At 44.9% G+C, this 13,689-nt stretch carries 9 protein-coding genes; 1 reads left to right on the forward strand and 8 read right to left on the reverse strand.

The genetic code is table 11. The annotated features are described in order from the left end of the window. Positions 1–92: 92 nt before the first annotated feature. Both BXO88_RS06825 and BXO88_RS06830 read right to left on the reverse strand, forming a co-directional pair. The gene (locus BXO88_RS06825; protein WP_078037003.1) at positions 93–2,474 is read right to left on the reverse strand and encodes a glycoside hydrolase family 2 protein; all 2,382 of its coding nucleotides are present in this window, start codon (positions 2,472–2,474) and stop codon (positions 93–95) included. Continuing rightward, positions 2,467–4,035, reverse strand: coding sequence for an MFS transporter (locus BXO88_RS06830; RefSeq protein ID WP_168171639.1), 1,569 nt, complete (start codon positions 4,033–4,035; stop codon positions 2,467–2,469). The genes BXO88_RS06825 and BXO88_RS06830 overlap by 8 nt, the downstream gene beginning before the upstream one ends. 308 nt (positions 4,036–4,343) lie before the next feature. Here BXO88_RS06830 and BXO88_RS06835 point away from each other — a divergent pair, with 308 nt between their 5' ends. After that, on the forward strand, positions 4,344–5,543 hold the full coding sequence (locus BXO88_RS06835; RefSeq protein ID WP_168171640.1) for a helix-turn-helix transcriptional regulator: 1,200 nt from the start codon (positions 4,344–4,346) through the stop codon (positions 5,541–5,543). Positions 5,544–5,578: 35 nt separating this feature from the next. Here the strand turns inward: BXO88_RS06835 and BXO88_RS06840 are convergent, their stop codons facing one another. From BXO88_RS06840 to BXO88_RS06865, 6 genes are all read right to left on the reverse strand, one after another. Beyond that, positions 5,579–7,207 carry a class I adenylate-forming enzyme family protein gene (locus tag BXO88_RS06840; RefSeq protein ID WP_078037006.1) on the reverse strand — a complete coding sequence of 543 codons (1,629 nt, stop codon included), beginning with the start codon at positions 7,205–7,207 and terminating at the stop codon, positions 5,579–5,581. A gap of 5 nt (positions 7,208–7,212) precedes the next feature. Beyond that, positions 7,213–8,331 carry a 2-hydroxyacyl-CoA dehydratase subunit D gene (locus BXO88_RS06845; protein ID WP_078037007.1) on the reverse strand — a complete coding sequence of 373 codons (1,119 nt, stop codon included), beginning with the start codon at positions 8,329–8,331 and terminating at the stop codon, positions 7,213–7,215. A 1-nt stretch (position 8,332) separates the two neighbouring features. Further along, a complete protein-coding gene (locus BXO88_RS06850) occupies positions 8,333–9,568 on the reverse strand; it encodes a 2-hydroxyacyl-CoA dehydratase subunit D (protein WP_078037008.1) in 1,236 nt (411 codons plus the stop codon). Between the two features lie 126 nt (positions 9,569–9,694). Continuing rightward, positions 9,695–10,465 carry an acyl-CoA dehydratase activase gene (locus tag BXO88_RS06855; RefSeq protein WP_078037009.1) on the reverse strand — a complete coding sequence of 257 codons (771 nt, stop codon included), beginning with the start codon at positions 10,463–10,465 and terminating at the stop codon, positions 9,695–9,697. 115 nt (positions 10,466–10,580) lie between these two features. Further along, positions 10,581–11,816, reverse strand: a complete 1,236-nt coding sequence (locus BXO88_RS06860; RefSeq protein ID WP_078037010.1) for a CaiB/BaiF CoA transferase family protein — start codon at positions 11,814–11,816, stop codon at positions 10,581–10,583. Between the two features lie 264 nt (positions 11,817–12,080). Then, positions 12,081–13,247 carry a YkvI family membrane protein gene (locus BXO88_RS06865; RefSeq protein WP_078037011.1) on the reverse strand — a complete coding sequence of 389 codons (1,167 nt, stop codon included), beginning with the start codon at positions 13,245–13,247 and terminating at the stop codon, positions 12,081–12,083. Positions 13,248–13,689: the final 442 nt, after the last annotated feature.

The following is a 13,689-nucleotide window of genomic DNA, read 5'->3' on the forward strand; positions in this document are numbered from 1 at the left end:
AACGTTTCATTCCGTCATTTTGTATATCAAAAAACAATAAGCGCGATAATTTTTTCCTATAAAGTGACAAATACCTGACAATACCGCATCTCTTACCATTCATTCTTCACCTTATTAAGTTCCCTGTTGAGTTCCTGAACATCAAGTCCCTCCGGCGTATTTCTGTTCAGTATGCTCTGCATGGAAAGTCCAAGGGGAATCACATCCTTCTCTGTCATGAAACGAACAAGCCCGGGTAAATATCTTTCCAGAACTGCTTTTGACTCCCTGTTTTCCAAAAGGTCGTTGGCAGTATCTTTTATGGAAAAATATCCTTCCTTCACTATATCATCTTCTGATAGGAACCAGTTCTTTACAGCCTGACCGGCCTCATTTCCCGGAAGCCGGTAACTTTCGTCCTCTGAATCAACACGTACAAAAACGCAGCTGTCAGTTAATTCATCCGATACCGGTGCAGCATTCTTCACTTCATATACATCTTTGCGATTCTGTACTTCTGTTACTCTCTCATCACCCTTTGATGCGTCGAAATAGTCTTCAGCCGGTGCCAGTCTCTCTCCCACTACCTTCATGACATTTTCCCCGTCATGCAGCGGAACCCTTTCAAAAAGAACCACGCCGTTTCCGTCAGTCTTCCTCTGCCCGAAACTTCTTCCGTCCAGGAAAAGCTCCGCCGCATCACAGTTGGTATATACCTTTACATCGATTTCATCCTTCGCTCTGTTCATAAATCTCTTTGAACAGATATGAAGAAACTTATCCTCGGACCACTTCGCCTTATAGTAGTAGAAGGCATCCTTCCTAGTATTTCTGTCGTAGGTCACGAGGCCCTTTGCATTGATATTCTCCTGACCGCCCTCTTTTCTGAGCCCGCTGGAAAAATCAAACATATTCCAGACATAGCTTCCCCAGAGATAGTCCTTTCTCTCAAAAATCGGATAGACAGTCTCATGAAAGAGCGCCTGATACTCCTCAGAGTAATCTCGAACCATGGGTTCCTCCGAATGAAGTCCGATGTTTGCGTCCACTCCGTACTCGCTCACACCTAAAGGCATCTCCGGCCGCTCGTGATGGAACCTGTCGAGGTATTCATCATAATCCCGCATTTCACCGTAGTACCAGCCAAAATAGACATTGTAACCCACCATATCCGTAGTGGCATTCAGCTCGCTCCGGAACTTCACAGTATAAAGATTTGCGGCGGTCACAAGCCTCGAAGGATCAAGCTCATGGGCAATCTGCTGCATACGCCTGAGCTCCTCATGCATGAAGGCAGTATCCCGGAACATGCCTATTTCATTCTGAATTCCCCAGCAGTAAACAGACGGGTGGTGAATGTTCTGAAGTATCAGCTCCCTGAGCTGCTCCTCTGCGTTCTCCCTGAGGGTGGCACTTTCCGTCATCTTCAGCATGGGGATCTCCGCCCAGACCAGATATCCCTTCCTATCGCAAAACTCATAGGTGTACTGCGGATGCTGATAATGGGACAGTCTCACGGAATTGGCACCGATCTCATCAATGAGGAAAAAATCCTTTTCGATATGCTCACGGCTAACAGCATGGAAACAGCCCTTGAAATCCTGATGTTTCGAAACACCCCTTATTTTCAGGTGCTCCCCGTTCAGGAACAGCCCCTCATCAGCCGTCATGCCAATGTCTCTGAATCCCGTCTCCAGCTCCACCTCGTCATCGGTTTTACCTCCGCGCATTAGGCTTAGCTTCACTCTGTAAAGATCCGGAGCTTTCTTTCCGTTCCAGAGCTTCACATCGGAAACACGGAGGAACAAATGACAGGATCTTACTTTTTGGAATCCCCTTATTTCGCAGTTCTCTTCCGCCACTATCTCTCCGTCCGGCCCGAAGATCTCTGCCCTTAGCTCAGTATCCATCTCCACGCGGGCATGTATTTCCGCTGACACTACACCATCAGCGCCATCAACAGCTGTCCTCAGTATCACTCCGCAGGTTCCATAGTAAGTCGGATCAAAATAGCTGTCACTCTCAGTAACAAGAAGGTTCACGCCTCTGTAGAGACCACCGAAGATAGTGAAGTCACCTGTCAGTGGAGAGATACCCTCATTGAGAACGTTGCTGAGGAATATACTGATATCTATCTCCATATCTTCATGAAGCATATCCTCAGGTATCTCACAGCGAAATGCAGCATAAGCGCCCTTATGCTCACATAGTCTTCTGTCTCCGGCATAGACCACCGCATGCTGATCCGCCCCCGGAATGTCGATGAAAACGTGTCTCCAGCCTGACTTAATCCTTATAGTTTTTGTGTAAAGAACAAGTCCTCTGTAAGGCTCATCATCGCAGTACCATGTATGCGGAAGATCGACTGATTCGGCATCTGCTTCACATAAGTTTCCGCTATTCTCATCACCGCATACATATGCGCCTAAATCCCTGATGTTTCCATCAGGGATCTTTCTGAATATCCAACCTTCATTAAAGGAGATTTTATGCATTATCTTTCCTCATTTCGTAAATCTTTGCTTCTACCGCCTTCATCTTTTCCGGAGAGAGCTCATAGAACTTCATGGCGATGACATTGAACACAGCGCCCAGAAGCTCCAGTCCATAATAGAAAACGATGGCAATTATCAAAAGGCTGTGGCTGTAAGCTGTGTTAAGGTCCGGAAATGCCTCCTTGAATCCGATGAGTGCAAATCCGATTCCCACAAATGTGGGACCAAAGGATGAGATTAGCTTATCCATAAAGGAGAAAACAGTTCCCACCATTCCCGGTATGTACTTTCCGGTTCTTGATGCCTCGTAGTCGTTTACATCGGCGATCATCGGAGGAATGATGGAGCTGGTGATCATCTGGAATCCGCCTCCGATAACAGTCACCAGGAAAAGGGCAACTGTAAAGGCTGTGAAGCCGTTAAATGCCTCTCCATATCCGTTTACAAATCCCGGAAGGCTCAGTGTCTTCGGATCCATAAGTGTCCAGATAAGTACAGCGATAGTATCGAATACGATAACTCCCCATGAACCTACCTGCATGGCCTTCTTGAGTCCGAGTCTGGACCCGATGGCGCCGATTCCGAGGGTCATCATCACGAGTCCCACTATGGTCGTATAAAGAGTCCATCCGCCTGAAAGCTCATAGTTACCGACTACGATTCCGTAAAGTACCAGCGTGATGGCACTTGTCTTACATGTGTTTGAGAACTGATCTGTGGCTCTTGCAACGATAAGCATCTGAAGAGGTCTGTTGTTTTTGAGCACACCCAGATAATCTGAGAACCTGATATTTTTCTTCTCCTTCTGACTTGTCTCGGAGAAGAAGGGCACGTCCTTCGGAATGATGGAAACATAGGCGATGACGATACCGATGGTGGCGATAACCGAAACGTACAGCCAGTACTCATGAAAAAGCTCAGCGCTCTTCATAGACCCGTACTTTACAGCAAGTCCGGCTATCACCATCTGCATCATTGCTCTCATGATACGAACGAGAACCGTTCCCACGATGGAGAGGATAGGTCTCTGAGCAGGATCATTGGTGAGACAGACATTACCGACATGATTTGAAATGTTCAGGAATGTATATCCGATGTAGTAGATCGCTGTGAATAGAATGAAGAAGGCCGGTCTCAATGCTCCTTCCGGCAGTCTGTCAGTTACATTGAACATGAGAAAACTGTTAATGAAAAGAAGCAGTCCTCCCATGATGAGACAAAGTCTCGTTTTACCGAGCTTTTCAGTTTCCTTGAACCTGTCAACGAAATAACCGACGATGGGGTCTGTCACACCATCCCAGAGTCTTGTGATGGTTGAAAAACTTGATGCCAAAATAACCGCCATTCCTACATAGCCGTTTAAATAGAAAGACATGATCATGGTCAGTCCCATGTAAAGATTGACAGCCATGTTGGCACCGGAAAATCCTACTATTCTCCAGACCGGCACAAAATGAATTCCATCTTCTTTCATGTACTTTTTGTATTTGTCCTGCAGCATCGACTTCGTATCTCCTGTTCTTAAATCCCTTTGGGCCTCTTTCCGTATTGCAGCTTCCATATTACCTCCCGGGCCATAAGCGGCGTAACCCTTCACAGCCGCCTGCGCCATAAGCTTTTTTAAATTTGTTGGCACAATGATAACATCAGGAGTAAAATGCAGATAGAAATATATTCCTATATATAGTAATATATTACTTTGATTGACAAAAATTTGTTATTTACATATGTGCTCGATTCCATCCGACGAACGATATGCGGAATACTGAATTATACAAAGTGTCAAAACGCTGATAATCAGTGTTTCCCGGATAAATTAGTTGTCAGCCTTTGTAACAGTACTGCTTTTATATGACCCATGGAGGAAAAATGGACCAAAGCTCAAAGCCGCATGAGGACTGCATTAACCTTATACAGAAACTATATCAGGTGGGATTCTGCCGGATACATGACAAAACCGATGCTGAAACATTCAGCCGTAATAACATGCTGAGTGATATCCAGCTGATTCTTTCCACCGATGCCATCATGACCATGAGAGCAAGTATCGACGGCCACACCCTCTACCTTCTCAGCGACCCTTTCAAGATCTCCATACTTGTTTTCAAGATGGGCGATGATTTTATGGTATTCGGCCCCTTCACCTCTCTCATCCACACAAGGCAGCACGCCGCTCACATCATACAGATGAACGGACTCGATAAATTAAGTATAGAGGATTACTTACGATATCGTGAGCATTTCCCTACCATCAGCACCGAGCAGGCAGAGCACATAGTCAGGAGTTTTCTCAGTACCTGCGGACAATCGCCGGAAAGCTATGTTATGAGAAGTCCCGAAACCTTCGCCATAGATAAAACTTACGAGACATCTGTACGGGACAGAAAACATCTGATCGACCTTCTGGAGTTACGCTATGCCAATGAAAAGGAGTTTATCGAGAGCGTACAGAACGGTGACGCCCGCTCTGCCCTCAGATACCTTGAAAAGATGCAGAGCGATGTCCGCTACATGAAGGAGTTGGGCTCCACCATTGAGAACGAGCGTATCGGCTGCGCCATAACAAGAACCACTCTTCGTATCACCGCCATGAAGGCAGGCCTCCCCGCCTACATCATCGACAGGCTTTCCGGTCAGAACACCAGAGAAGTGCACCGGGAAAAACATCTGGACAAGATACTCGCAAGCAAAGAGCGGATGGTCGTAAACTTCTGTCATGCCATACAGGAGCACAAAGAAAAATCCTACAGCCCCGTCATTTCCAATGCGATTTTTTACCTGAACAACAATTTCCGGAATGAGATAAGCCTGGATGACATCACCCGGAAGTTTGCCATGTCCAAGAGCTGTTTTATGTCAGGGTTTAAGTCCGAGACAGGCATGACACCCATGAACTACTTACGCTCCGTAAGAATAAAAAAAGCCTGCACCCTTCTTTCGGGCACAGGCAAAAGTATTCAGGAAATAAGCGAATCCGTAGGCATCCCTGACAGCAACTACTTCGTAAAACAGTTCAGAAAGGAGACCGGCATGACACCGACAGACTACAGGAAAACAAAACGTTTCTAAAGAAACACTGATTATATCCGTATTTCTTTAGTCTGTTAGTTTCCAAACTCGCAGCAGCTTTCATCCTTCTTTTCACTAAGCTCCAGAACCTTTTCCCGAAGCTTTTTAGAATCTATTTTTCCGCTTGCATTCATCGGAAATTCACACATGCGGACAATATATTTAGGAAGTTTATAATCAGCAAGCCGTTTACTCATAAAATCATAGAGGTTCTGAATATCAGCTTCAAAAGCCTTCTTTTCAGTAAAGCAGAGCGCAACCTCTTCCTGTCTGAATTTGCTGGGAATCGCAATGACCTTTGCACTCTCCACCATACCTGAACGGTATACGACATCTTCGATTTCCTTCGGGGAGATATTTTCTCCGGCACGAATGATCATCTCTTTAAGTCTGCCTGAGATACACAGCTCCCGGTCTTCATTAAGGTATCCCAGATCTCCGGTCCTGAACCAGCCGTCTTCAGTAAAGGCTTCTCTGGTTTTCTCAGGATTTCTGTAATAACCTTTCATGATATTGAAACCACGAAGCTGAATTTCACCTTCATGTCCTGTTGGCTGCTCGACTCCCTTTTCTATATCCATGATCCGGCATTCTATACCCTCCATCACATGCCCTGTAGTCACAGCCTTTTTTTCCACAGGCTCATCAAAAGACGTGAAAGAAACGCTGGCGCTTGCTTCCGTCATTCCGAAAGAAGTCTGAAGCTGCATATTCGGAAACCTCTCGCAGATTTCGAGATAGTCCTCCGGAGGGAGAGGAGAACCTCCCACGATACCGGATTTCAATGTCTTCCCTTTGCGTCCCTCATACTCCGGCTTTCTGATAAGAGCGAGATACATACTTGGAACACCCACCATGATGGTACAGTGATAATCCAGTATCGCTTCCCAAACTCTTTTGGTCTTGAAATTCGGAAGGATATGTATGGCGAATCCATTCACCACACATCCCGTAAGCCCTGTGATCAGGCCGAAACAATGGAACCATGAGGCGGGACAGCACATTTTGTCCTCCTCAGTCCAGTGCATATAGTGTTTTACATGATAAACATCATTTACCACATTGTAATGGGTAAGAACGGCTCCCTTGGCTTCTGAGGTCGTTCCCGATGTGAAAATGATGACTGAGGGATCCTCCGGTTCTACCATTGCTTCCGTTCTGTATATCTCTTCCATCACTTCCTTAGTCTTTTCATCATCCCGGAAACTGTCTTCCGACATCCATACCCCGGCCTCCTGAGGATCGATGCGATAAAAATGTCTGACCTTTGAAGCCCTCTTCTTTATTTCAGGTACCAGATCATCAAATACCGTATCCTTGCATCCTGCTCCGTAAAACAGGATTTCAGTGTCAGAAGCCTGAAGTGTATTCACCATTTCCTCCACCTTATAGTAGGTGTTGAAAACCACGCATACAGCACCGATCTTCTGTAAAGCAAGGTAGGTAAAGGCAAAGCTCGGAGTATTAACAGACCATATTCCTATATGCATTCCCTTTCTTATACCGTACTGCTTAAGCAGTCTTCCCGCGAACAAATCTGTGATTCTGTCAGCCTCAGAGAAGGTGCAGCTCCATTCCCTATGTTCAAAGCAAAGTCTCTGTGGGAACTTCTGAGCAGTCTCCTTTAAGCATTGTCCCACAGTTTTATTTAGTAACTCAATCATCTCTATTAACCATTCAAAAGATCCCTGAAAGTCTCGATAGATGTTCTTGCCTGCTCATAGTTCACCATCTGTCTGTCGATCTCGATGATGTTCACACTGAGTCCAGCCTTCTCACATGCCTTACGAATCATAGGCGCATCGAACTCCTCCGGATCACAGAACTTGGTTAGCAGCAGAAGAACTCCCTTTGCTCCGGTCTTCTTAGCCTTTTCGACGATATAATCAATTCTTGTTTTATCGGCATCATAGAGCAGTGTATCCTGATCCATATCACAGAATTTGCTTACGAGGCTGTCAAGAGCTGTAGCCTTCTCTTTATAGGAAGCCCTGTACTGTCTTGTCTCTGTGCAGACATCGTCACATACGATCTGAAGTCCATTTTCATCCAGAATCTTGAGAATATCCGGAGCATCGCAGATAATTCCGGAAGTCATGATCTTAAGCTTATCTGTTCCCGGCTTCTGCTCCTTAAGAGCATTTATCAGCTCCTTCACAAGAGCAGTATGCTCTTCCTTAAGCATGAAGAATGCTGACTTAAATACATCAGAACGCTCCTGATTGCTGATTTCGGGATGAGAAGCCATTAACTCCGATACTTCATTCATCACCCTGTTATGCTCTTCATAGACTGAGAGTGAAGCCTTAAGCTTCTCATCAGAAAACCTCGGAAGCCCAAGCTCCTCAAGCTCACTGATGACCCTCTCGTAACCTGCTTTAGTGAACTGAGCTCCATACTCCGGTTTTCTGTTCTGGGGATAAGTCATTGGAATGAACTTAATAGACGGAACCGCCACTTTCCAGTTCTGTCCCATGACTTTAAGAGAATCGCAGAGAGAAGGGATGATAAATGCCTTTGCGCCGGCGTATTCTCCCTTCATTCCGAGCTCAACTGCGCTCTGCACGATAGAGCAGATAAATGTAGGGAAATATTTCTTCGCCTCATTTATCTTTACATCTGCGCCCCACGCTCCCATAGGAACCGCACCCATTGAATGAACGATTTCCTCAGGTGTGTAGTAGTTTACAAGAACAATCTCCCTGCCCTCACTAAGGTATTTATCCTTCATGGCCTTAGGATCAGCCGCGATTTCATGGAAACGGCCAAGTATTTCTTTCACTGACATATCAACCCTCCTTGTTAGCTTCCATAATTTCTGTAAGACCCTGTACACGTGTGTCATACTGTGCCTCTGAGAAGTTTCTCGGGTCTGCCTGATCCCCATCAAAGGACGCAACCGGAATGCCGCATTCCTCACCGATCTGACGGCTCATCTCTGGCATGAAGCCGGACCAGAGCTTGCAGGAACGGTTTGTGTGAACCAGAAGTCCTTCGACCTTATTCTCTTTACAGAGCTTAACTCTCTTATCCCTTGCATACTCAAGGTTGATTGCATTAGGCACCTTACAGTACTGAGCGCACATATCATCAAAGTCTTTATAGATGAATCCGAAAGCATCGGCATAGATAGTTGTTACCATGTTAATGCCTCTGTCCTTAAGACCATGTGAAGTAGCTCTCAGATACGGCCAGCAGGCGATACCCTCAAACATGATTCTGTACTTCTCTTCACCGCGGTAAGTGGACTTGCCCTCAGCATGATTCTGCTCATATTCCTTAAGCAAGAGCTCCATGGCTTCAGCAGCCTCTTTCTTGCCGCGTGCTGTCACCATAACTGCCATGTGGTTCAAAAGATCGAATCCATTGAAAGGTGACGGCTCATACTTTGCTGTCGCTGTTGCCGCAAGCCATGCTCTTGAAGATCTTCCGGAATACTCCATGACTTCCTTATACTTCTCCGGAGACCACTTCTTTCCTGTAATTTTCTCAAGCTGATGAATAGCATCAAGGAACTGTGCCTTAACATAAGCAACCTCTGATTCAGGAACGTCATAATCCGGGTTGAACGGAATATCGATCATGATCATCGGTATTCCAAGCTCCTTCGCAAGATTCTCATACCATTTGATCATGCAGTTGCAGATGTTGTTGCAGCAAAGCACGAAATCCGGCATAGGTACCTGCTGCCCTTCACAATCTTTTGTCTTTGCATAGGCAAGTGAGATTCTCGCATAAGCACAGATATCATTGGAATATCCGTCTGCCTCACTGATCTCACACATCTGCTGACCGAATCCACGTGCAGCAATTGCTGCCGCCTGGTTCTCGGGATATACAACCGCGATTCCCAGTGTTTCCGGAATCTCTACCGGAAAATTACTTGCACACCAGCCTATCTTTTCTCCACGGACCTTTGCGTCAAATGCATCCTGATACGCCTTAGCCGCAATCTGCCCAAGCTTATATTTTGCAGAATTCGGATCCGGTGGAGTTCTGTGTTTCTTTACCTGTTCTTCTGCCATAATTTCCTCCTGAAATAGTATTTAAGTAAGTGTCCACTATATCGGGCACTTACTGATATAGTCACAACACACATACGTGTATGAAATGCCGCGCATATTTAGGTTTCCGACCGCAGCCAGAGAACCCTATGATTTCTGAAAAGCATATAGTGCTGCGCCGATAGCACCAAAGAGCTGTGCCTGTTCCGAAAATCTGATCTCAGTTCCGAGATATCTTTCCATGGCAAGTCGTACACCGCCATTCCTGGCAACGCCTCCGCTCATACATACCTCCGGAACTATAGTAATTCTCTTTGCAAGTGAAGCAACTCTTCCGGCTACCGAATCGCATATTCCTGCGATGAGATCCGGCATCTCCACACCATTTGCAAGCTGTGATATCACTTCACTCTCTGCAAACACTGTACAGGTCGAAGATATCTGTGATATCTTTTGGGCCTTTTGTGCCATCCCTTCCATTTCATTTACAGGAACCTGCAGGATAGCCGCCATAACATCAAGAAATCTTCCTGTACCTGCGGCACATTTATCATTCATAAGAAAATCTCTCATCTTCCCGTCTCCGGAAAGTGATATGACCTTGGCATCCTGACCGCCTATATCGATAATTGTGCGGACCCTGGGGAATATAAAATGTGCCCCTAAGGCATGACAGCTCAGTTCGCTTACATTAAAATCCGCATCCTCTGTACGGTTTCGTCCATATCCTGTGGCGGCAGTTCCGGATATATCTTTATCTGTGATACCGGCCTTTTTCAGAGCTTCCTCTCTTGCCAGAAAAGGACTTTTGGTCCCTATTCCTCCGACAAACAGAGAACTTGAAACAATCTCAGTCCCGTCCTTAAGCACTACACATTTTGAAGTAGTCGAACCGATGTCGATTCCGAAGGTATACATGTTTTACCTCTCTTCTGTATACGCATGCTTTCTGTGTTGACAAGGCGCATACATATCTGTATCTTTTGCTGCTGCAACTGTTACCAGTCTTTATCCCCGGTAAATAGTCTTAAGCTTATTTATCTTCTTTCCAGATATACATCGCTCCGCTCTCAAGCATTGAGTTGATTTTTTCCTCTGAGTATCCAACCTCTTTAAGGATCTCAACGCCATTCTCGCCGATAAGCGGCGCTGTGTTTCCTTCAAGCTCACCCTCAGACTCAAGTCTTACAGGTGTATGTGTTACCTTAACTACATTACCGTTAGGGCACTTGCAGTCATAGAAAGCGCCTACAGCATTAGCCTGCGGATCGTTGATTATATCGAGCCAGCTGTAGCATACTGAATGAGGGATATCTCCTTCACAAAGAATCTTATCCATCTCATCCTTTGTATACTTTGAGAATGTTGCCTGGAACTCATCGATGCACTTTGCTACATTTCCCTTTTCAATCATGTGAGCCTGCGGGTGAAAATCTCCGCTCTCGATCATATCCTTGCGTCCGATAGTCTCGCAGAAATGCTCAAATCTCGGATTGTAATCCGGCATAGCGCACTGGATGATTCTTCCATCCTTTGTTCTGTATGCTCCGTTAAGCGGATTCATATTGTCATAAATGGATATAGGATAATGTCTTGCTGCCCCATCATACTGAGCACCCAGAAGCATAACGGACTGATTGAAAATTGCTGTCTCATATAATGATGTAGATACATAGTCACCCTTTCCTGTCTTCTCACGGTTGATAAGAGCTGTTGTGATTCCAAGTGCCAGCATGAGACCAACATTGTTATCACCTGCACCCGGTATCATGGTTATAGGGTCACCGCCGCGAGGTGTAAGGTTCTCTGTATATCCGCCTCTCGCAAAGAAAGCTGTCATATCATATCCCGGAAGATCCTTGTCAGGACCTGTCTTTCCATATCCAAGAAGAGTTGCATATATAAGTCTTGGGAACTTCACCTTCAATGTTTCATAATCAAGACCGGCTCTTTCCAGAGCTCCCTGCCTCCAGTTCGTGATCATAACATCTGCGCCCTCCAGCAGCTTCAGAAGAGCTTCTTTTCCATCTTCGGTTTTGGTGTTAAGAGATATGCATCTCTTATTACCGTTAAGATATTCCCAGGTGGTATTCTCAAGCATGTCCTGTGGACGACCTTCCTGCTCCTCTGTATAACGAAGCGGATCTCCCTTTGCTGTTTCGATAATGATGACATCCGCTCCATGATCTGCCAGATAACGTCCTGTAGCAGCCGCTGCTACAAAGTTTGCCATCTGAACAACTTTGATTCCCTTTAAAGACTTTTCCATGTTAACTCCTTTATTACTTTTCAGAACATTTGTCGGCTTTATTTGTTATCTTGTCGACAAGTTATCATCATAATAACACCTACAGCTATAAATAGCAACAGATTTTCTGCCATTGTTCAGCACGAAAATCTGTTGCTATTACCTAAACGTTTTTTCTATTCTTTCTGTTCTTTGACTCCCCAGCCAGAATTCGGCAACCGGAGCGGCGGCCGAATTCTTACTTTTCTCAATGGCGGTAGAGTTTCCGAACACGGTCATGGAACATTACACTCTGCTTTCTGCAACCTCACGCTTCTCTATGCCTTTTTCCGAGTCGAACTTGGTAACAACAGCATGAATGATATATGGAACAGCAATCACTGGGAATGCAAGATATGCGAGAATGCTGTATCCCTTTGAAACAAGCGGGAGCAAGCCAAACTGTGCTACAAAAAACCCAACAAGTGTAAGTACAAGTGTTACCAGAATACTGTTTCTTGTCGGCTTTCCATCAGTATCAAAGCTCTTGTCTATAACCTTCATGATTCTTGCTTCACCCGCAGAAATCATATTTACCGCAGTTGAAACCGCACCTAGAACAATAAGTGCAGAAATAATCGGTGTGAGGACTGATGCCCCGACTCCATTCTGAACGAGTATAAGTACAGGTACTGATGCATCCGCATACTCCGGATTATTGATGATAGCCATAAGTCCCAGTGTAGAGATGAATATCATCACACTGTTTACTATGCATGCAAGGATGTATGTGAAATCTGCGTCCTTATAATCACCGAGTGCCTCTGAATGCTGGGAATGGATAGCCGGTGAAGAAGCGAATTGGAATGCAGCATACAGGATCATTGACCAGATGGCAGGTCCCGCAGAAGCATCCTGGCTCTTAAGTGTTGCTATTCCTTCCATGACCTTATCCCACTGAACAATGATGTTAGGAACAAATACCGCAAGAAGTCCTACAACTATCGCTATCGAAAGAATCGTTGCTACTTTGCGGACTACTGCTGTGCCGTAAACCGCTGTTACAAAAATGAATACTCCGATAATTGCTGTACATACCATGTAGGGAATTCCTGTAAGCTGCGCGAATGTAGCGCCTCCTGTGGCAAATGCAACAGCCGGAACCACCAGCAAAGTGAATATATATACGATTTCAAACAGATTTGAGAAAATAAGTGAATACTTCCCATAAAAGGTATCATTATAGGACTTGTAATCATACAACTCATGCTTTCTTGCATATCTTGCTATATACCAGTTATATATAGCACAGATGACCTGAGCTCCTATACATGTCCACAGACAATATACTCCATACTTGATAAAATAACTTTTCAGTTGTGCTCCGGATGCAAAACCTCCTCCAAACTGTGTTGTAAACCACACAAATGTGATTCCAAAAGCCGCTGACCATTTACCCGGTTTATTGTTCATAACTCTCCCCTTTCAACTATTGGATCTTTATTCTGCCGATGTGAATTCGGCCTTACAAATAGTGACTTTTGAGAATGCCGGCCATTGAAGTTCGCTATTTCTTTAATGCAAATATAACAGTTGAAAATGTTCCGTACAACAGAAATTGGTTATTTTGTATGCTTGCTATCTTGTCGACCAGTATCTTTGTGCCATATGCCGATTGACTTATCAAAAGTCTTTTTAATCAAATATAGGACATTTGATTTTTCCGGTAATTCAATATCCTTACGCATGATATTTTGTTATTTATACGCACGAAAAAAACTGCTTCAAAGGGGGAAAAACATGAAGCAGTTCTTTTTCAGAGAATAATGTGTAAATGAAATGGAAGACTATGTTTGTCGATGTTAACAGATCATGACGATTAAACGATGACCTGTTAAACATTTACAGACATTAT

It is taken from the genome of Oribacterium sp. C9 (assembly GCF_002007235.1).
In the GTDB taxonomy this organism is placed as follows: Bacteria; Bacillota; Clostridia; order Lachnospirales; family Lachnospiraceae; genus Oribacterium.